Origin of the sequence: Mycoplasmopsis edwardii (assembly GCF_900476105.1) — a bacterium.
In the GTDB taxonomy this organism is placed as follows: domain Bacteria; phylum Bacillota_I; class Bacilli_A; order Mycoplasmatales; family Metamycoplasmataceae; genus Mycoplasmopsis; species Mycoplasmopsis edwardii.
On sequence record NZ_LS991951.1, the window covers coordinates 377547 to 400064 of the forward strand.

Below are 22518 nucleotides of genomic sequence, written 5' to 3' on the forward strand. Positions count from 1 at the left end.
TCTCCTTTAATTATTATTAATAATATTATTTTTCTCTGTAAGCATCTGCTATTCATTTAAATACATCAGGGTCATTCTTGATTTCTTTAGACACATATTCTGAATGTTTTAAAAAATAAATATCTCGCATAGATTTTTTGACTATTTCTTTATCTCCTTTTAATCTATCTGATGAGTTCATTATTTCAGAAGGTGATAATGAAATAGCAAGTAATACAACTTCTTTATCATCTTTTAGTTCATCAGACAGAAATTGTAAAGAACCAGGTCTTTTACTGATTGCTAATAATGCTAATTCTTTATCGTTTTTCAATCTGTCTGAAGCATATCTTATTGAATAAGGGTCTTTCTTTATTGCTTTTAAAACAAAATCTCTTTCATCTTTCAATCAACTTGATACATATTTTAAATTATCACCTTTTTTATTAATAGCTATTGATGCAAAATCAAAATCATTTTTAAGTCGATCCGAAGCATATTTAAAGTTGTTTGGTAGTCTTTTAATTGCTAACTCCATTACTTGAAAATCATCTTTAAATTTATCAAATATATCAGCCAATATGTTTGGATTTTTGTCTATGGCATCCATTACAAATTTTTTATTATTTTTAAAATCATAACTTAACATTTTAAATAAATATCCATGATCTATTATTTGGTTTAAAACAATATTATAATGATCTTCATTATTAATATCAAAATCAAATAAATTAAAAAAACTTCATGAACTTAAAACTTGCTGAATAAATTTAGTGTTATTTAATATTTTTTTATCAACATGTTTTTTCAAAAAAAGTGCAATAAAATCAATTTTTGAATCGTATCATATTTTTTCTAAAAATTTAATTATAAAATCAGGACTCTTTAAATGAGTATTTTCTAATAAATTTCATGCAGATTCAACTTTTTCATAATTCAATATAAATTCTTCTGTGGAAATTATTGAAACTATTGCATCTATTTCGTTATATTCATTTTTGAATTCCTCGATTTTTTGTTTTTTAATTATGTTATTTTTAATACAAATACTTGCAAATTCATCAAATATTTTTATCATTTTTCTCCTTTTTTATTAATTAATAGCAACTAAAAAAGAAAGAAAAAACTTCCTATAGTTATGATAGGAAGTTAATTATTTTTATGAAATTAAACCTTCACTATCATACAAGCTTTAGCACTTTGCCTTTTTTTAGGTAAGTTGCTGAAGGTTCATAGAGCTTGTCTCTCCCCTTCTCTTTATAGTTACGTTAATATTATAAAAGATTTAATAATTAATCCAAATTGGAAAATTTAATTTTTGAATTCACTAACATTATAGTTTTTTGTTTTTTGTTTAACAGCTAGCTTTATATTATTTTTTATTATTTATAAAATAATACATCGAAAAAGTCAAATAAAATTACTAAGAATAAAACTATAAGTAATATAGTCAATATTAATACTGAAAAGGCCCATAAAATAATCAATTACATTGTATTTTGTATTTTAATTAAAACTTGTTCAGTTACTAATTTAATATGCATATCCGTTTTTAAATAAATGATCTTTTTTATCTTCTAAATAAATTATTTTGTTTTAAGTAATCATATTCCTTAATAGTTTCTTCTAATTTTTGGATGCAATATTCATCACTAAAAGGCATTACATCTTGTGCATGAATCCACAAGATAGTTAAATAATATACTAAAATTTTTTGTTGAATTAAATATTCTTCTCAATAACTATCATATGCATCTAGAAAAATTCTTTCTTGTTCTTTTGTTAAGAATGATCCACAAATAAAATATGCTAAATCAAAATGCTTATCACCCATTGAAGCATATTCTCAATCAATAAACATAATTTTTTTAGTCTTTTTATCTAATAAAAGATTTCCGGTGTATAAATCATTGTGTAATGGTCTATTGTGTTCGCTATTTGCTAAGATAGTATTAATTCTTCTGTAATATTTATTCAAGATATCAATATTCACATTTTTATTTTTTAAAATACTACGATATTCTTTAACTCTCTGTGCATGATTTGATTTAGGAAATTTCAAGTCTGAATTATGCAATTGTAAAAAGTTATTAGCAATTTCTTTGAGTTGTTCAGGTGTAAATTTTATTTCTTCAGATTCAATTCAAGCCCACTCAATATCTTTATCAGTATTAGAAAGTAATTTTGGAACAAAATCAAAATTTTCTAGTAGCTCATAGTCTATTTTATGATTAAATTTATTGAGTTTTTTTATTTGATAAAATGTTTTTCCTGTGCAAAAACTTTCGTTTGTAAAACCTTTTTTATTCTTTCCATAATTACCTCCATTTATTTATGAAATATTATAATACTAATTTAATTTATAACTATAAAAGTAATAAAAAAGCAACCCTTAGGCTGCGATTAATTTTAATACCCCAAAAATAATTGCTAGTATAATTAAAAATCCTATTAAGGCCAATCCTATTCTGATAACTCTCATTATAAAAGAACCAATCATAAAAAGAACTACAATTCCAATGATAACATATAATATAGTCATAAATATACCTCTTATTCTATATATAAAATTATATAAAATACTAGACATTTTAAAATTCAGTAGTATAAAAAATAACTAGTTTATGAAATTTTTTTCACAAAAAAGCAATAAAAAAAGTTTGACTAAGTCAAACAATATAATTTGGCGCGCCCGGCAGGAGTCGAACCCGCAACCTTTAGGGCCGTAACCTAACACTCTGTCCAATTGAGCTACGGGCGCATATGTTTTAAATGGAGGCACTAACGGGATTCGAACCCGTAATCAAGGTTTTGCAGACCCATGCCTTGGCCATTTGGCTATAGTGCCATTCTTAAAATGCTTACTTATTATAATAAATTTTTTTAAAATCATAAATAAAAAACAAAAATTGGACTGTAAAACAAAAATAAAAAAAAACTACACACAAATTTGTGTGTAGAATACTATCAAATCTTATTAATGATTTTTTGTCAGTTTGTAATTGCCTTTTTGCCCTGTTCTGATTCTATTATTGTTTTGACTTTGAAAAATGATGAATATAAATCGTTATCTAAAAATACAATGTTTTTAGCAAATCTTTTGCAGAACTTATATTTGTTGTATTTTTGATAATTTCTTGAGTTATAGAAGACAAAAATATAACTAGCTTTATCTTGTAATGCCAACGATATTTTAAATCTAAATTTAAGTGCAATGATTTGAATTTTAGCTCATAAAGTTTTTTCATTATATTCATCAAGTGATAATATAAGGTCTAAAAGATAATCATTGAACACCACATTGTCATTAACCTGGTTATACTTGATTGAAGTTAATGCATTTTTTAAATTTTTCTTAACTTCTTTGTAATTGAAATCTTTTGTATTTAATAATTGATTACCACTAAATGTAAAATGCTTATCTTTTAACATATTACTAATTTCATTAAAATTAATCTTGTTTGAGAAAACAATTCTTAATTTTGCTTTGTTAGTTGTAAATAAGTATAGATAAAGTGAAATAAGCATATAAATAATGTTGATTAATAAAGTAGTGATGTTTACAAATCCGATTCCACCAAAAAACATAAATGAAAAAATATTTTTAATAATTCATACAATTCAAGAATCTCTAAAACCTAACACCATCATTGTTAAGGCAACAATTGATAAAGCATTAATTAATGAGTTAAGGAGTGAAGCAGCAACATAATATCTAAAGATTCCTCCATATGGATAAACTTTATCGGCTCCAAAAACCTTAATTGCTACTTTATTTAATTCCGGATTAGTGAAGTAAAATACAATTGTTAACACTATTGTTAAGAAAACAAAAAAGATAGTTGAATAAATATTAGATCTAAAGGATTCGAAGTTGCTTTTATTGGTTTTTATTCTAGTAGTTTTATAACTCATTAATAACATAATTGGAATATAAATAAATAAGTTAATAAATCCTTCAATTGCTAGTCCAAACGAGAATGCAAACAAAGCAAACAATGCAGCATTTATAATACCCAAAACATAGGCAACATATTTATGCAAAGCAAATAAAATAACTGATAAAACACCTAATATTGCTGATAAAGAAACCGAAATTCCTATAACTTTTTGCCATCAAGTTATCTTATCTTCTCAAATTCATAAACCATTATCAAATGAATATATAGTGTTAAATATTAAAAAGCCTATTAACAAACTAATTGCTATAATTTTTCAGTTTTTTACTCAAAAAGTTCCAAAAATCTCATTTTTTCTTGATGCATTCATAATTTTTAAATTATACATTTTTTGAAACAAACTCTTATAAAATTGTGATATTATTAAAAAGTATCGGCTGATAGCTACAACTTTGTAGAGGAAAGTCCGTGCTAGCACCGACTGAGATGTTGGTAGTGTTCATGTTAAGCCAAATAAGCTTAAGCCTAGACGACTAGTGCCACAGAGACGAGAATTGTGAAACGCGGTAAACTCCATGAGCTAGAAACCCAAATTTGGTAGGGGAACCTTGAATAAGAAATGAATGATTTCAAGGAGCATATTTTTAATATGTTAGATAAATTATCAGCGCATTTTTAATGTACAGAACACGGCTTATAGATACAAAAGAAAATACTTTCATGTATTTTCTTTTTTTATTTTTTGTAATTGCGAAATGTAATAAAATTAAGAAAAATAATTTAAAGGAAGGTTATGGAGAGCATAAAGAATTTTTTCTCTTTTAAAAACATAAAAAATATTTTAATTTTAACTTTTTCAATCATAGGATTTGTAATTGTTTCATTACTTATTGGAATTAAAATTTCTAGCCCATTTAGACCAGCATTTTTCAATTATAAGTCATATATGAGCAAAGCTAATATTGACACAATCAATGAAAAATATGAATACAAAACATTTAATGAAGTTGATGAATTTACAGTTGCATTAAACAACAATAAAGCAATTGCTGGAATTGGAAGTGATTTCCAAGCGATCACATTAATTAAAAAAGGATTTATTCAGAAGATTAATTTTGAAAAACTTTTAAATAGACAACAACCAATTAAAAATCAAAAAGAATTAAAAGAAATTTTAAAACAAATTTATACACCTGCTGTTTTTGCACACTTAGAAAGTTATGATGAAGAACTTTTAACAGATGAGTATGGTAATAATTTTACAGAACCAAAACACTTATGAGAGTATTTTGTGCCTTATTTCCACCAAGAAGGTGTACTTGCTGTAAATAAACTTAAATCAAAGAAAAAGAATGTTGAAATTAATGAAGAATTATTCAATCAAAACTTAAAAGAATTATCAAGTAAATCAAAACTTACCAATTTTAATGAGCAAATTTCAAGTTACTCATTATTCAACATGCTTAATGCTATCCAAAAAAATGGATATGATAATTTATTAATTACTGATGCAGTTAGAGTTAATATGCTATATGGATCTCCATTTCAATTTAAAGATAACAAAATCATTTCAAATTATGGTGAAATAGTAGATGAAAATAACTATAAAACTTTAGTAAATAGTTTTATCGATTTAATAACTACATCAACAAATAAAGCAATTGATGATAGTAAAATTTCATTTAATGGTGATGGTCAAGAAATCTTAAGAACTCTTTTAGATATGAATAGACAAGATATTGACTCATCAATTATGTTTAATGGTGATGCTTTAGATGCTTATTTTTCAGAAGATAATGAATTAGAATACACTGACGAAAATGGTAAAAAACAAGTTATTCCAAATGGTTCAATTGAAGTTTTTGAATTCGCAGAAAACATTTTATTCGCTGATGGTCTAGTTGTTGCTAATAATATTTCAAGATCAAGTGAAGACGAATTATACAAAACACTAAGAAATAGTTTTTATGCGAATATTGATGCTACTTCCCACACAAGCAATGAGAAATATCAAGTATCACTTTATGACGAATATTTAAATAATGCCTTTAGAGATAAATTTATTGAAACATATGATTCTATAGCCATAAATTCACAAGGAGCTGTTGAATTTAATAATTTCAAAAATAACTTAGTTGAAATTTTCAAAACGACTATTAATAAAGATTTAGAAGATGGGGACTTATTAAAATACAATGCATTTGTAGAAACAAGAATTTTAAATGATCCAATTTATAAATCAGTTTTTATTAATATTCTTGAATTAGAAAAAGAAATTTCAAATGAAGACTTCATAACTTCAGTTTCGTTTGCATTATCACACATTGACTTTGATAACGAAAAATGAGCATCAATTTTAGAAACTAAATACCAAAACCTCGAAAACTTCGCTTTTGTTAACTATACACCAAGTATTCTTGCTGAATATGAGTTAGTAAAAAGAAATTACTTCATTAATGAAGACAATACATATGATAAAAAAGCAATTAGTATTTTTGAAGTTAATGACAATGGTGGTAGAACAAAACATAAAAGACTTTCTGGCGCAAGTGAGAAAGTTCAATCACTTTTAAACACATATTATTACTTAAAAATTAAACACTAATAAGACAACTTAGGTCATAAAATGGCTTAAGTTTTTTATCGCATTTTAATTAAAATACACAGGTAAATTGTCTAATAAATTAATAATAATCATAAGTTTATAAAGTGTTATAATTAAAATATAGTTCTAAAAAAATATATAGCAATTTCATTTTTGTAAAGGAGTTCATATGCTTTCAAGAAAGAAAAAAGTATTTATCTTAGCGGCTGCTACTGGCGCAGTTGCACCATTATCAATAGGGGTAGTACACTCTTTATTATCAAGTAATAACAAAGAATATAAATTTAACATTAAAGGGTCTGCAAAAACATTCGTCGATAATGATACTGCAGACATCTCAAAAGCTGTAAATGGTTCATTTGACTCAAATTTACCAAGAAAACCAAAAGAACCTGAACCAATAAAAAAACCAGAGCCAAAACCAATAACTCCGGTTGTTGAAGTCCCAATTGTAGAAGAACCTCAACCAGAGACAAAACCAGAGCCAAAGCCTGAACCAGCTCCAATTCCTACTCCTCAACCAGAACCTCAACCTATCCCAGAACCTGAACCAATTCCTGTTCCAACACCAGAGCCAGAGCCCGTTCCAAAACCTCAACCTGAACCGGAACCAATTTCGGATGTTAATGTTCCTATCTATGTTGCACCAGAACCAAAACCTCAACCAGAAGAAATTGAAAAAGAAATTAGAACAAGAAAGAAAATTAAAAAAGACGAAATTGAATACTTCGCTGATATTGTTGAGTTCCCTCCTAGAAAAGATAAAAAATCTGATGTTGAAAGAGGGATCACAAACCGTGTACCATATCGTGCTGAAATCTTACCTGATGTCGAAAATATATCAGGTGCTTTAACAGAAGAAAACATTAGAAATAGTGTTAATCGTGCAATTCGTCACGGTAAAAGCTCAGACCAATTCTTTGGTAAAGGCTCAACATATAGAGAAGTTTTAGAAAATGATGATAAACCAATTGAAGAAAAAATCGCACACTATAATGCTGATGGTAACTCTCCAGAACACTTTAGTAGTTTATGATTTAGATATTATAGACTTCTTAAAGGTGGACCAGATGTTCTTAAGAAATACCTTGATGAAGAGGGATTAAAAAATCTAGATAAGTGATGAAATGATAAAAGAATTTTCTCATGAACTCCGCCAAGAGCATATGAACCTAAAAAAATTCCATTAGGTCACTTACTTTTAATTATGCATATTGACCATACAAAAATTACAAAAATTAGTGATATGGTTAAGAGAGAGCTTGAAAAAGGTAATGTTATTCCTAAAGATCATGGTAATGTTGGTGTTAATGAAAACGGGGAATGAGAAGCTTATAACTATGAACCTCCAATTAACGGTGTTGTAGGTGAAATTAAACGTAATAATAAATTTAAACGTGTTCTTGGAAACAACAACATTTGATCTCGTTCAGCTGAAGATATAGAACGTGGAAAATTCCATAACTGAAATGATAGAGATGTTACTGAATTCTATCGTCAAAAATATGGTTTTGGCACAATAATGAAACGTGGTGGTGGTATTTATGTAACTGAATATACACGTAATGAAAAAATTGATGGTGTTGATAGAGACAAGGCCATTGTTGTTACTATTGACGTACTTTCAAAATATGCATATGAAAATGCTGAGGCCGTAATTAAAAGATTCAAAGAAAAAGAAATTGAAATTACTGGTTATAGAATGAAAAATATTGGTAAAAAAGGTGCAACACAAAGTATGGAAAAAATACTTTCAGCACTTCCAAAAAAATTACCAATGTTAGAATTATTCTTCGAATCTAAGAATACAAGTGACTTGAAATACTTAAAAAACAAAGAAATTGATGAACTATCAATGATTTCAAACAGTAAAGTTAATACTTTAGCAGATGACTGAGCATTTAATCCATGAGCTCTTAATAAAGTTGCATGAGTAAATATGGCAGACTACAATGTTTCAAGTGATTACAATAAAGATTTAACAATTTATTCACGTATAACATTTGATAATCTTGCTTTTGACCCCGAAGACTATAAAGAAGGTGATTTAACAGCTATTAATAATGGTCTTAGAATGGCGTATTGAGTAAGAAATAATGAACGTATTTTCCAAGGTGGATTTGGACCTGGATTAAAACCAGATAGAGATGCTGGCGGTAACTCTTATCCAATGGGAATTGATTTAAGTAGAATACCTCAAATGAAAACACTTCGTGGTCTAATTTTCTATAATGAAGATAATCCATCGCAAATACGTAAACTTAATAAAATTAAATTATTTAATGATAGTGATACATGAACTGTTTCTACTGTTGAAATGAATGAAGCCCAATTCGCTGATATTCTAGTAACAAGTCAACCACAAATGCCTCGTTCAAAAATTATGTTTAGTAATGGAAGCACAACTCAAAAAATCAAAATTTTACCAACAAGAAATACAATTAGTCTTAATTCAGATGGTATAAGACATCTTAAAACATTATTATCATATTCAGAAAATATGCAACTTAGCATAAGTAAAACAGAAATCATTGTTCCAAACGGTGCAACAAGTTTATTTTCAACATTAAAAAATGCTGGATTTAAAGTTAGATTTGAATCAGCTGATGAAGATGATCTTTACATCCCATAATTACTTTATTAAAAAATCAGGATATATAATCCTGATTTTTATTATTTAAGACGTTTTGATTGTGAAAAGTCAAAATTATTAATAATTTGCTCTGCTTCTTCTAAAACTTCATAATCTTTTTTAAAATTAGTGTTAATTATTCTGTAAGGAATATTATAAAAAGTACATAATTTAACAAATAATTCTTTATAAAGTTCATGTAATCTTTGGAAATATGGCTCATTTATTTCGAAGTTATCAACTTCAACTTTTCTACCTCTTGATAATATTCTTTCCTTAATAACCTCAAAATTAGCATCTAAGAAAATAGCTAAATCAGGATTATCTCTTGTGTCTATTATATGTCTAAAAAGAATATCAAAAGCCTTTAAATACTTTTGTTGTTTTTTCTCAAGAGTTACAATAGCAAAAATATAGTGTTCGATATTAAATCTATCTAAAAACATATAAGCTTTTTTATGGCTCTCAAATTTGTTTAAAAAAGTTTCTTCTTCTTTTTTAAATGTGTCTGATAAAGATTCAATAATATAAGATTGAAATGCTATATCAATGTTTGGTTCCTGTTCATAAACTCATTTTAAAAAGGTATTAAATACTTCATCATTATCACTAAATTCTTCAACTAAAATTGAATTATTGTAGATATTACTTAATTCCTTAGAAAGCGTGCTTTTCCCGCTTCCTATCATTCCGCTGATAGCAATAACCATTATTTTCTATTTACCTTGCTTAAATCGAAGTTATTGATGATTTCTAAAGCCTTTTGGAAGACTTGTTCTTCATTTAATGAGTTAGTATTAATAACAACATAGTTTAAATTATATTTAGCTGCTTGTTTTTCAAATAATGTTTTATATAGAGCATAAAGCTGTTCAAAATATGGCTTATTTAATTGATAATTATCAATTTCAACAGCTCTACCACGTTCGAATAACCTTTTTTCAAATGTTTCATAGCTCATATCTAAATAAATAGCTAAATCTGGTGTTTCTTCTTTTGTGATTAAGTGCTCAAACAATGCATCATAACCATCTAAATATGATTTACCCTTTGCTTGTAAATTAACGTTAGCAAAAATATAGTGTTCGATACTAAATCTATCTAAAAAGATGTGATCTTTTTTGAAGTCTTTACCTAAGTCTTTGAATTTTTGAATAATTTCAGCTAACTTTGTTGTATGGTTTTCAACAACGTAAGTTTGAAATCCCATAGTTAAATTAGGTTGTTTTTGATAAAGTCATTTTAAAAATGTATTAAAGACTACATTGTTTTCTTCATACTCCTCTAACATTAAAGAACTATTAAAGTGTTCGTGTAATTTTTTAGTAAGTGTGCTTTTTCCACTACTTATCATTCCGCTTATTCCAATTAACATAATTTCTCCTTTTGAAGTTTTCTGGGTTTATTAGTATAACAAAAAAAATCATCATTTTTAAACATTAATTTTTTTATTTTTTTATTTGGATTTTTCATAAAAAAACATTAAAATATTCTTTCCAACAAAACACAAAATAGATAAAGGAGAACAAATGACATTAAAAAAACCAGAAGGTACTTTAGAAGTTATTACAGGACCAATGTTTTCAGGTAAAACTGAAGAGTTATTAAAAAGAATTAAGATTTTAGAGATTGCCGAAATTGATACTTTAGTTTTTAAACCAGCCTTTGATACAAGATTTGACGAAACAAAAATTGTAAGTAGAACAGGCGCAAAAACAAAAGCAGTTGTTATCAAAGAATCGAAAGAGATTTTAGAGCACTGAACACCTAAATATAAAGCAGTTGCTATTGATGAAGTAAACTTTATTGATGAAGGTATTTTTAAAGTAATTGATAAACTTGTTTTAAATGGTGTAAGAGTTATTGTAAGTGGTCTAGATATGGACTTCTTAAGGAGACCTTTCGGTGTTACTCCAGGTCTTTTGGCAGTTGCTGATGAAATTAAAAAGTTAAAAGCTGTTTGTTTAGTATGTAAATCAGATGCTGCATTTTCATTTAGAAAAGAATCGAATAATGAATTAAATGTTCTTGGTGATGATGAGTATGAAGCACGTTGCAGAAGATGTCATATCTTAGGTGAAAAAGAAAAAGCTAAGAAAAATAAATAATCCAATAATAACATTGGATTTTTTTCATCTTGTACCATCAAAAAGTAATTAAGTTATTTATTAAAATATATTATAATAATTCCAAAATTTTAATTAGGGAGAACAATGTTAAAATATTTAAATTTAGATGTTAAAAATGCCCTTAAAGACGGTGTTAAAACTTTAGATAACTTACAAACAAAAGTAACACAAATTCACAATGATGTTCACAAAAAAGAAGTGGCAGAAAAAGATTGATTAGGTTGATATGACTTGCCTAATAAATATGATAAAGATGAATTTATTAGAATGTACAACAAATCACAAGAATGAAAAAAACAAGGTGTAGAACTTGTTGTTGTGATTGGTATTGGTGGTTCATACTTAGGTGCTAAGTCAGGATATGATTTTATATATGGACCATATTCAATTAAAAAACCAGATATGGAGTTAATGTTTGCTGGTAATGATATTTCAGCTGAGGCACTTGTAGCAAAATTACAATATGCTAAAAACAAAAAATTCGCTATTAATGTTATTTCAAAATCAGGTACAACTTTAGAACCTTCAATCGCTTTTAGAGAGTTCAGAAACCTTTTAGAGAAAAAAGAAGGTGAAAAAGCTAGTTCATTAATAGCTGCAACAACAGATAAAGCTAAAGGTGTATTATTTGAATTATCAGTTAAAAAAGGATATGAAAAATTCATTATTCCTGATGATGTTGGTGGTAGATTTTCAGTTCTTACACCAGTTGGATTGTTCCCATTCATGTGTGCTGGAATAGATGCTTCAAAAGTATTAAAAGGTGCTCAAGAAACAAATGAACAACTTTCTTCAGATAAACTAGAATTAAACCCTGCTTATTTATATGCTGCAACTAGATATTTCTTACACACTGAAAAAGGTTTTGATATTGAAATGATGGTTTCTTATGAACCTAAATTACAATATTTTGCTGAATGATGAAAACAATTATTTGGTGAATCAGAAGGTAAAGATGGTAAGGGTATTTGACCAACAAGTTCTATTTTTTCAACAGATTTACACTCATTAGGACAAATGATTCAAGAAGGTAATAAAATTCTTTTCGAAACAGTATTAACCTTAAAAAATACTAGTGAAAACATTTACTTTGAAAAAGATCAAAATGATTATGATAAATTAAACTACCTAGCAGGAAACAACTTGCACAATGTTAATAATGTTGCTTTTGAAGCTACAACAAAAGCACATACAGAAGTTGGAAATGTCCCAAATATTCACTTATTATTTGATAGCTTTAATGAAGAAACATTGGGTGCATTATTCATGTTCTTCGAAAGAGCCTTAACAATGAGTGCATACCTATTAGGTGTTAACCCATTTAATCAACCAGGTGTAGAAGTTTACAAAAAAAATATGTTTAGTATTCTTGAAAAGAAATAAAAAATCCCGAAATGGGATTTTTATTTTACTCTTCATCTAATTCAAGTTCGAATTCAATTTCTTCACCATTAATTTTTGGGTTAAGATTGTTTTCATCAACATCTGTTACAACAGTTGAATTCATTCATGATGGTTCTTCTGTTTTTGTTTCTTCTTCATCTATATCATCATCTTCTTCTGAATTATTTTTGTTGTTCTCTTCTAAATCTGTTTCAACTTCAGTTGGATTTTTGATAACATTTGAATTTATATTTTCATCAATCTCTGTTGAATCGATTTCAAATTTATTTGCTTCATATCCTTTGTTTAAATCTTCTAGGTTCACATCATTAACAACTGTTTAGCCTAAAACTTCATCACTTGCAGTTGCATTTGAGCTTTAGGAGTATTTTCTGCGATAGGATCATATTCATTAGTCTCAGTATCTAAAACAACATCTTTAGTCCTTGTGTAAGGATTAATATTTACATATTTACCATTAAGCATGGTATATAGGTAAATATGTATTTTAATCAGTTCCAGAAATATTCTTTTTTTGAAAAACAAAAAATAAACTTTGAAAAAAGTCTACTTTTTTGTTTTTAACTCTTAAAAATTTATTAATTAGCAGCCGCTTTAGAAACTGGTATTTGAATTTCTTGAACAAAAACTTTATCTGCAGGAACATTATTATTTGAAACTTTGTATTCAATTGTTAAAACTCTTGTTTCTTCATTGTAATTTGCTTTAAAATATTTGCCATTAGGTTGCAATGTAGAAATTATCTCAGATGCTTCTATACCTTCTTTAAGTTTAAATATATTTGCAGCTCCTTTTGCTCATTCGCTATCTTTGAAAAAGTTATCACCACCTGTTCCTTTAACTCCGAAAAATTCATATGATATTTTCTTTTTTTTATTTTGTGCATATTTTTGAATTTCTAGTTTGTAATCTTTGTTCTTTCCTTCTGCTTCAGATTTTTTTCTTCTATATGCAAATTCAAATTTTCCACCAATATTATCTACAGATGATTCTAATATAAATACATTAGTATATTTTTCAATTGCATTTGATTGATCGCTGTTGGGAGTATCGCCATTAGGTGTTGTTGCTTCAGAACCTTCTGTATTTGTAGGTGGAGTTGTTGTACCTGATGATGTTGATCCACCTTGTGCTCCTTCATTTGTTGTCGGTTTTGAAGGATCTGCTGTAGATGTTGAACCATCATTACTTGGTGTAGGTGCTGCTGGTTGTGGTTGCGGACTAGATGATGTTTCTCCGTTATTAGTTGGTTTTGATGCATCTGGAGAAGTGGTGTCTTCTGCGATGATTGTTGTACCAGGCCCTTGTTGTTTTTCATCTTTTTTTACTTCACTATTTGTAGATGAATTAGGTTTTTCATTATTTTTATCTTTAAAATTACATGATACAGCTGAAATTGCTAATGCAGATGTTATTGATAAACTTAAAGTTGAAAATATTGATTTTCATTTTCTCATAATATTAATACCTCTTTTTTTATAATACTTAATAATTAACTAATCTTATGATATATTTAAATATAATTTTCTATAGTTTAAAAGTTTATTCTTGAACATCTAGTTTTTTTATTTAGGTAAAAAAATAATAAAAAAATTAACTCATATCATTGAGTTAATTTTTGTTTAAGACTATATATGTTACTTTTGGTAAATAATTTTAAATATTTAAATTATTGTTTTCAACCATTAATAGTGATATGAAAATTTTTCATATTTTGAGCTTTAACCTAAATTATTTTGATGTTTAACTAATTCAAAATACTTACCTTTTGAATTGATTAATTGTTCATGATTGCCTTGTTCAAGGATTTGCCCATCATTTATGACTAAGATATTATCACAATCTTTAATTGTACTTAATCTGTGTGCGATGATTATTGAGGTTGAGTTAATAGTTAAATTATTCATTGATTCTTGAATTTCTTTTTCTGTTAGTGAATCGACATTAGATGTGGCTTCATCCATAATTATGATACTTGGTTTTTTGTAATTTACTCTAGAAATAGCTAATAGTTGTTTTTGACCTTGTGATAAAAAGTTACCTGAGTTCTTTAAGATGGTATTTGTATCATTATTAAATTTTTCTAAATGACGATCAAAATTTGAGTTTTTTAAAGCTTGATTAATATCTTCATAATTAATTATTTCGTTATTTGATCCATATGCAACGTTTTTTGCAATTGTATCTGTAAATAATTGTGTTTCTTGTAAAACAAACCCTAAAGTATTTCTAAGTGAATGAAGTTTAATATCATTTATATTAATTCCATCAATTAATATTTCGCCTTCATTAATTTCATAAAATCTTCCAATTAAGTTAATAATTGTTGTTTTACCTGCGCCAGTTGGCCCAACTAATGCAATTTTTTGACCTTTATTAACATTAAAAGAAATGTTTTTTAATATATACTTATCTTCATATTTAAAACTAACATTACTAAAAATAATTTCTCCATTAACTTCTTTTTCAAAGTTTGGAACATTTATATTTTTTCAAACTTTATGATTATTTGGTTTGTTTTCAATATAGTAGCTTCCTAGATCTTTTTCTTCAGGTTGATCCATAATTGAAAAAATTCTTTTTGCACCTGCTAGTGCTCTTAAAATATCATTTGAACTAAGCATTATTGTCCCTATTGGGTTTGCAAAACTTTTTGAGAATTGTGTAAAAGCAATTAAAGTTCCAATTGTTAAACCAACACCCTCGTATCTACCTTTCAGAGTAATAATGGCACCAAAAACAGCGACAGAGGCATATCCTAATAACCCTAAGTTGAACGATAATGGAAAAAATATACCAGAGTATGTATAAGCTATTTTGCTTCTTTTACGATATTCTTCTGTTAGTTTGTTATGTTTATCAATTACTTCGCTAGCATTATTAAAGATTTTATTTGTGCTAAATCCTGAAAGAATCTCCTCAACATATCCTGAAATTTTAGCATTGATTTCTCTTTCTTTAGCAAAAGATTTTTTAGACTTTCTTGAGATAAAAAAGCTTGTAATGAAGATGATCAACATAAAACATAAAATAATTAATGAAAGTTGTCAACTCATAATAAACATTACAATAACTGAGACAATTAAAGTAATTATTGAGTTTATACTGTTTGGTATAACATCTCTAAAAAAGTTTTTTAATGTTTCTATATCAGAGTTAAAGCTCGCAATAATGACTCCTTTTAACTCTTTGTTTAGATAACCCATAGGCAATTTTTGAATTTTATAATATAAGTTATCTTGAATTAGTTTCATTGTTTTAAAGGTAATGTAACTTAATATAAAGTTACCTAAAAATTTAAAGATAATTGATCCTAAAAATCATAATGCTGAAAAAGCTATTACCAAATAAAAGAAACTTCAATTAAAATTCGATGCATCATTTGTTGCTAAATAATCTTTCAAAACCATATCGATAATAACTTTACCGATAAATACTTGGTTGTATAACATACCACCTGTTGCTAGTAGATAAAGTAAAACACCAATAATTAATAAAAACTTGTTATTTATTCATAGATAACTAAAAATCCTTTTTAGAGATTTATTTACATCTTTATTATTCATTAGTTACCTCTATCATTGAATTTTGTGATTCAAAAATATTTTTATATGTTTTATTTGTTTTTAATAATTGTTCATGTGAACTTAAGGCTGATAATTTACCTTTTTCTATAACTGCGATAAAATCACAATCTTTAATTGATGATATTTTTTGCGAAATTATGATTTTAGTCATTCCTAATGTTTCATTAATAGCAGTTTTAATTTTCTTTTCTGTTGTTGCATCAACTGCGCTTGTAGCATCATCTAGAATTAATAATTCTGGCTGTTTTAATAAAGCTCTAGCAATAGATAATCTTTGTTTTTGTCCACCAGAAAAGTTAGTTCCTTTTGGTTCAACTTTATGATTCAGTTTATCTTCTAATCCATTTACAAAGTTGTAAATATCAGATTTTTCGAGTGCATTATATATTTCTTGATCATCAATATTTTTATTAAATGAAGTTAAATTTGATCTAATTGTTCCTTTAAATAAGACGCTATCTTGAAATACAATTGAAATTTTTTCTCTAAGTTTATTAATGTCATATTCTTTGATATTAATGTTGTTGATTAAAATTTCACCTGAAGTAACATCAAAAAATCTAGCTAAAAGGTTAATTATTGTACTTTTACCTTCACCTGTTTGACCTAGTATTCCTAATGTTTGGTTCTTTTTGATAACAAAATTAATGTTTTTAAGAACAAGTAAATCAGAATTTTCGTGTTTAAAACTCACGTTTTTAAACTCTATTACATCAATTGAGAAATCTTTAATTGGGTTTAATGAATTTTTGATTAAACTTTGATAATTTAATATTTCTTTAATTCTTTGTGCACTTGGTTTAGCAATAAATAGGTTAAAGCCAATGTTTAAGATCCCGATAAATGAAAAAGTTATCATTCAAATATATGTGCTGAATAATACCATTGTACCAATTTGAATTTTGTTTTGTAAAACTTGATTTACACCAATTGTTGCTAATATGATTAACGACATAAAGATAATCATCATAAAAAATGATTCAGAAACAGAGTTTGCTACAGTAATTTTTAAGTTAGATTTTGTGAGTTTTTGTGTAAGTTTTTGAATAATACTGTATTCTTTTTCTTCAGTTGCATTAGCTTTAATAGTTTTAAGTGAGTTTAAGTTTTCTTGTAATTTTTGGTTGAATTCATCATTAAATATAAATAGTCTTTTAATGATTTTTTGAACATATGATACTACAAAAACCATAACTACAATAATTGGGATTGTTATAACAAATATAAGTGAAAGTTGTGGTGATGTTGTTATCGAAAAGAATAAAGCACTACCAAATACAAATATTGATCTAATTACGTTAAGTATAAGCATAGAAAGAGTTCTTTCTAAACTTAAAACATCCGCATTTAATCTGTTAAGTATTGCACCAATTGAAAGTTTACTTAAATCTTGTGGTGAAAGTTCTTGTATTTTTGCAAAAACTTTATTCTTTAAATTCATTGTAAATTGAGTTGTTATTTTAGGTATTAGTAATGTTTGAATAGTTAATGAAATGCATATAATTACAATTACAAACAATAATAAAAGTCCACCATTAAATCAAATCTCAGATTCTTTTTTTTGCGAACTTAAATCACTATTATTATCGGAAAGAATATTAATAATATTTTTAACATATTGTGGAGTCAATACTTCTAAAGCTATTTGACCTGCTAATAAAATAATTGTTAAAAGTATTAATATCCTCAATCCTTTAGTGAAATCAAAAATTTTGATTTCTTTTTGTTTCTTAGTTATTATTAACCTCCATGTGTCCATCATTAATACATATGCATTCGTTAATTCTGTCTTTGTCTAATAAATATACATCTTCCAAAATGTTTTTATATTTTGAAAGAAATTCTTGAGTTAAATAATAGTATGAGAAAATGCCATCTTTTTTAGCATCAATAATATTTGCTTTTTTGAGATCGTTTAAATGTTTTGAAACATTAGCTTGTTTTTCATCTAATATTTCAACTAATGTTTTAACATCACATTCAAATTCATGGCATGTATAAAGGTGCATAATAATATTTTTTTTGACTGTTTTTGATAAAAATGAAAACACTTCTTCTAAGCTAAAATCATTTTTAACCATATGTTATTCCTCCTCATCTTCTTCATTATCTAATTCTTCGTCTCATTCAGAATCATCATCTTCTAAAATTCATGTTGATGTCAAATCGTGTTTATTTTCATAAGTTTTAAAAGGCGGAATTGAAAATTCTTTAGTTAATTCAACTTCCTTAGTAGTATCTATTTTATTTTCAATTGTTTCTTGTTCAAGAACAAAAGTTGATGTTGATCCGTTTTTATCTTCAAATACCTTAAAAAATTCATTATCATTTTGATTTTGCTCTTGATTTTCCAAGTTATACATGTTTGAAGCATTTTCTTCTTCAAGCTCTACTTCTTGGTTTAGTTCATTATCATCATAAACTACATTAGAATTTAAGTTTAAGAAATTCTTAATTTCGTCGTCAACAGAGTTTGTATCGTATGGGACTTCTTCCTTGTCTTCAATTATAATTTCAGGTTCTTTTACTACTGGCTTAATTTCTCTTTCATATTCTTGGAAATTAAAGTCAAAATATTCACGTTCAACTTCAGGTTCTTTAGATTCTTTTTGATAAATAACTTCTTCTTCACCTTCTAAATCTTCGAAAATTTCATCATTAATTGTGAATGTGTTTGTTTTACCAAACTTAAATGAACTTGTTTTATCGAATTCGAATGTGTTTGTTAAAGCTTCTTTAGGTTGCTCAATTTGTTCTTCTTCATAAACAACTTCATTATTTTCACTAAATAATGATTCTTGAGTGTTTGATTCATTTATTTCGAATGAGTTAGTTTGTTTACTTGGCTCATAATTAAATTCTTTTGAATGTTCAAACCCTAAGTCAATGCCTTCAGTTTGTTGTGTGTGTGTTAAATTAATTTCTGAATCATGAAGTGTTTCAGATTGAACTGTATTATTATCTTCGAGTACTGAAATAATGTTTTGTTCAGCAACTGTTTTAATTTCTGAAAGTTGCTCGATTTTTACATCATCATTTTCATCATCTTTAAAGTTTTCTAAACTGTTTTTGTTTAAAATGTATGTTGATGTTGGTTGGAAGTTTGTGATATCACCATTACTTACTGGTTTAAATCAGTTTTTAAGATTGTTTTGAATGCTTATTCATGAAATTGGCGAGATGACATTGATGTCATATTTTTTAGATTCTAAAAATCTGAATCTATCTCTTAAAATCATGTATTTATCATTTTTATTACCATAGTCATAGTTATCAAATAAGAAACATTTGTATGGTTTTTTGTTTTTGGTTACAACTAAATCAATGCTAATTGATCCAACGTTGTAATCTTCAAAGATTTCATATTCAAGTTTGTTGTTAATTGCAGCTTCTATTGAGTCATAAACATGTTTTTTAAATCATTTAGAGTTTTCATTAAACTCCATTTTTGAATATTCTTCATTTTTGTTATATCTAAATAATGAATCAGAATCATCTTCAAGTTTTTTGTTAAATGAGTCGTAAACTTCTCTTCTTTTTTCTGAAGTTGGTTTTTCTAAGAATCTTAATCATTCTTTAAAAGTTAGCATATCTTCAGAGAAGTTACCTGATAAGTTAACTTCTCATGATTTAATTGTTTTAATAACAATCATTTTTTCTTTTGCACGTGAAATTGCTACATTAAGAGCATTTCTACCTGTTGGTCTACAAATATAAGTTGATGAAAGTTTTGTATTTTTGTCATATGAAACAGTTGCAATAACTAAGTCCGCTTCATCACCTTGAATATTTTCAATATTTTTAATTAAAAGTCTTCTATCGTTTAAAGCTTCTTCTAATTCTGGGTTATTATCTAAAATAACCTCATTGATGTAATCGCTTTGTTGAACGTTAAAAGCTAAAAGGATAATCTTCTTGTATTTATTAATATTTTGTTTAAGTAATTCAATTGCTTTATTGGCTTCTTCAACGTTTTTAGAGTCTTTTCATGCACCTTCTACTTCATGAACTTCAATTGGTTCAGTGTTAACTTGATCATTTGAATCAACTACATCTAACTGCGATTTATAAAAGTGTTTTGATGAGAATGACATTAACGCCGCATGATTTGAACGATAGTTTTTATCAAGAAGTATTTGAATAACGTTTAATGATGAAGCATAGTCTAATAATGACTCTACTCTACCAAAAATTGAATCATCAGTGCTTCTAGAACCAAATCAGTTACTTGGTCTCATTTGTTCTGGGTCACCAGCTAGAACTTTAACTTTAGCAAGATATAAAATTGGCAATCCTTTTTCAATAAAGATCTGACTTGATTCATCTAAAATAGCGTAATCTAATTCTTTTTGCTCTCATGAAGAAAGATCTGTATCTGGTGTAGCGACAATAACTGGGTAAATTATCTTAATAATTCTGGCGAATTTTTTAACAATTTTGTAAGGCTCATCTTTTTTGAGTCTAATATATTGAGAGAATTCAACATATTCTTTCTTTTCTTCTGGAGTCATTCTTTGGAATTTATCATTAATTCTTTGAGATAAAATTCTATGAATTACTTTTTCGTTTGATACAACTTGTTTAAAGTCAATTTCTTTTGAAAGTTCAATTAATTTGTTGATTTCACTAATTACTCTTCCATTTTCTTCTGATGTAGCTACATTTTGGAAGTATTTAACAACATCTGCAAAGCTACCATCAAAAACAGGGAAGTTCTCTTTGATTTCTTCAGCAACTTTTTTAACTTTACGTGATTTTGAAGTAAATGTAAATCATTTAGCATTGTTTTCCTTAAGCATAAGATTTACAACATCTTCATTTGTTAATTTTTTATCTGGGTAAATAATATCATTTGGTAAATTAATAATAAATTCAATATCATTTGAGTAATTAGGATTTTTAACACTCATTGCTAATTGATAATAAGCATAAAGAATTCTTTGAATGTCTTTGTTTGTTAATAATCCATTTACGATATTAATGTATTCAATTTCTTTAGCGCTAATAATTGGTGATGGGTCAGCTTGAGCTCCACCGTCAAATGATTCTAATTGATCTAAATATTTTTCAATTGGTTTATAAAACTCACTCTTATTCATGTTTTTGGTTTTTAAAATGAATAAACAAAAGTCTTGTAATGAGCCTAGTCTTTCTTTAATAACGTTTAATGCTGCTTTCTTTTGTGATGCGACAATAGCTGTTTTGTTATAAACTAAAATGTTTGTAATTAAGTTAACAATAGTTTGAGATTTACCTGTACCTGGTGGACCTCAAATGATTGTGTGTTGGTTTAAAGCAGAAATAATTGCTTTATCTTGTGAAAGGTTTGAAGGAGTTATCTTGAAAATCGAAATATGTGGATTGTTAAGATGTTTATTGATTTTTTCTTTATAAATGTTTTTGTTAATCTCAACATCAATAATGCTTTCAAGTTCATCTTTTTCAATAATTTCTTTCATTCTGTTTCTTGAGTATCCACCAGCTGGTTGAAATACACCTAAAACAGCACCTGGATGAAATACTATATTTTCATTATCGATTTCAATAGGTCCTTTAACTTTAAATTCTCCAAAGACATCATCTGGTAAAGAAAATAAATTATCTCAGTCATTTCTTAAAATGTTTACAAATGAACTCATTTTTCTTTCATTTAAATCTGGGTCAATATGTAAGTTAATTCCATTATTTTTTAAGAAGAACATAATTTTTTCGTTAACTTTGATTTCTCCTTCACTAACTAAGTAAGGCTTACTATTAACGAATTTAAAGTTTACTTCTTTTAAAAGTAATGGTGCATAAATAACTTTTTCATCTACTCTTAAGCTAGTAAATAAAAACCCAATGTGTAATGGTCAAATGTTTGTTTCTTCCAAAATTGATGTAGCTTCAAGGTTTAAAACTTTTCATTGTTTCACTGACTCTTGAACTCTATGTTCAATTTTGTTAATGATGAATCTTTTTGCTTCATTAAGGTTTTTCTGTGTTTCAACAAATTTATCAATTTTAAGTTTTCTTGTGTTTTTTGTAGCTAAAACATGTCTTAATTCATCAAAAGTTTGCGCTTGTTGCACATCCTTCTTAAAACTTAATAAATCACCATCAAGTAAAGAAATTTCGAAAGCATCATGGTAAATAATTTCATCAAATTGCTCATTTGAAATAACTTTTCTTAAATCAAAAAAGCTTTGATTGTTCATTTTAGTAAAAATAGATGAATCATTAGAATGAACATCTAGTAAATTGTTTAATATTGTGTCATATTTTTCGTTTCTTATAGCCATAA

15 protein-coding genes, 2 tRNA genes, 1 other RNA gene and 1 riboswitch are annotated in these 22518 nt (G+C 26.7%); of the genes, 5 read left to right on the top strand and 13 right to left on the bottom strand.

Annotated features, from left to right (window positions below; all coding sequences use genetic code 4):
* Positions 1 to 25: 25 nt before the first annotated feature.
* The 5 genes from D2846_RS01695 to pnuC all read right to left on the bottom strand — a co-directional run bounded on the left by D2846_RS01695 (position 26) and on the right by pnuC (position 4248).
* Positions 26 to 1057 (bottom strand): DUF4116 domain-containing protein, encoded by a 1032-nt coding sequence (locus D2846_RS01695; RefSeq protein ID WP_117275244.1) that lies wholly within the window; start codon positions 1055 to 1057, stop codon positions 26 to 28.
* Between the two features lie 97 nt (positions 1058 to 1154).
* Positions 1155 to 1245: riboswitch (SAM riboswitch) on the bottom strand.
* A gap of 304 nt (positions 1246 to 1549) precedes the next feature.
* Positions 1550 to 2311, bottom strand: coding sequence for a phosphotransferase family protein (locus D2846_RS03740; protein ID WP_117275246.1), 762 nt, complete (start codon positions 2309 to 2311; stop codon positions 1550 to 1552).
* A gap of 352 nt (positions 2312 to 2663) precedes the next feature.
* A tRNA-Arg gene (locus D2846_RS01705) sits at positions 2664 to 2740 on the bottom strand.
* A gap of 12 nt (positions 2741 to 2752) precedes the next feature.
* Positions 2753 to 2827, bottom strand: a tRNA-Cys gene (locus D2846_RS01710).
* A 116-nt stretch (positions 2828 to 2943) separates the two neighbouring features.
* Positions 2944 to 4248 (bottom strand): nicotinamide riboside transporter PnuC, encoded by a 1305-nt coding sequence (pnuC, locus tag D2846_RS01715; RefSeq protein ID WP_117275894.1) that lies wholly within the window; start codon positions 4246 to 4248, stop codon positions 2944 to 2946.
* 59 nt (positions 4249 to 4307) lie between these two features.
* Between pnuC and rnpB the strand changes: the two genes are divergently transcribed.
* The 3 genes from rnpB to D2846_RS01730 all read left to right on the top strand — a co-directional run bounded on the left by rnpB (position 4308) and on the right by D2846_RS01730 (position 9115).
* Positions 4308 to 4580: RNase P RNA component class B (rnpB, locus tag D2846_RS01720), an RNA gene on the top strand.
* 91 nt (positions 4581 to 4671) lie between these two features.
* Entirely contained in the window at positions 4672 to 6483 is a 1812-nt protein-coding gene (locus D2846_RS01725; protein ID WP_117275248.1) for a type 2 periplasmic-binding domain-containing protein, read from the top strand.
* Between the two features lie 169 nt (positions 6484 to 6652).
* Positions 6653 to 9115, top strand: a complete 2463-nt coding sequence (locus D2846_RS01730; protein ID WP_117275250.1) for a putative immunoglobulin-blocking virulence protein — start codon at positions 6653 to 6655, stop codon at positions 9113 to 9115.
* A 41-nt stretch (positions 9116 to 9156) separates the two neighbouring features.
* Here D2846_RS01730 and D2846_RS01735 read toward each other — a convergent pair whose 3' ends face one another.
* Positions 9157 to 9825, bottom strand: coding sequence for a deoxynucleoside kinase (locus tag D2846_RS01735; protein ID WP_117275252.1), 669 nt, complete (start codon positions 9823 to 9825; stop codon positions 9157 to 9159).
* Entirely contained in the window at positions 9825 to 10490 is a 666-nt protein-coding gene (locus D2846_RS01740; protein ID WP_117275254.1) for a deoxynucleoside kinase, read from the bottom strand. The genes D2846_RS01735 and D2846_RS01740 overlap by 1 nt, the downstream gene beginning before the upstream one ends.
* A 154-nt stretch (positions 10491 to 10644) precedes the next feature.
* Between D2846_RS01740 and D2846_RS01745 the strand changes: the two genes are divergently transcribed.
* Positions 10645 to 11223 (top strand): thymidine kinase, encoded by a 579-nt coding sequence (locus tag D2846_RS01745; protein WP_117275256.1) that lies wholly within the window; start codon positions 10645 to 10647, stop codon positions 11221 to 11223.
* A 105-nt stretch (positions 11224 to 11328) separates the two neighbouring features.
* On the top strand, positions 11329 to 12627 hold the full coding sequence (locus D2846_RS01750; RefSeq protein ID WP_117275258.1) for a glucose-6-phosphate isomerase: 1299 nt from the start codon (positions 11329 to 11331) through the stop codon (positions 12625 to 12627).
* 25 nt (positions 12628 to 12652) lie between these two features.
* On the opposite strand, the gene D2846_RS01755 is transcribed toward D2846_RS01750, so the two are convergent.
* The 6 genes from D2846_RS01755 to D2846_RS01785 form a co-directional block, all read right to left on the bottom strand.
* Positions 12653 to 12952 (bottom strand): hypothetical protein, encoded by a 300-nt coding sequence (locus tag D2846_RS01755; protein ID WP_117275260.1) that lies wholly within the window; start codon positions 12950 to 12952, stop codon positions 12653 to 12655.
* 274 nt (positions 12953 to 13226) lie between these two features.
* A complete protein-coding gene (locus D2846_RS01765) occupies positions 13227 to 14105 on the bottom strand; it encodes a hypothetical protein (RefSeq protein WP_117275264.1) in 879 nt (292 codons plus the stop codon).
* A 264-nt stretch (positions 14106 to 14369) separates the two neighbouring features.
* On the bottom strand, positions 14370 to 16214 hold the full coding sequence (locus D2846_RS01770) for an ABC transporter ATP-binding protein (protein ID WP_117275266.1): 1845 nt from the start codon (positions 16212 to 16214) through the stop codon (positions 14370 to 14372).
* Entirely contained in the window at positions 16207 to 17994 is a 1788-nt protein-coding gene (locus D2846_RS01775) for an ABC transporter ATP-binding protein (RefSeq protein WP_117275268.1), read from the bottom strand. The genes D2846_RS01770 and D2846_RS01775 overlap by 8 nt, the downstream gene beginning before the upstream one ends.
* Positions 17966 to 18316: an ArsR/SmtB family transcription factor gene (locus D2846_RS01780; protein ID WP_117275270.1), complete on the bottom strand. Its 351-nt coding sequence runs from the start codon at positions 18314 to 18316 to the stop codon at positions 17966 to 17968. Before D2846_RS01780 ends, D2846_RS01775 begins: the two co-directional genes overlap by 29 nt.
* Before the next feature lie 3 nt (positions 18317 to 18319).
* Positions 18320 to 22516, bottom strand: a complete 4197-nt coding sequence (locus D2846_RS01785) for an AAA domain-containing protein (RefSeq protein WP_117275272.1) — start codon at positions 22514 to 22516, stop codon at positions 18320 to 18322.
* Between the last annotated feature and the right edge of the window lie 2 nt (positions 22517 to 22518).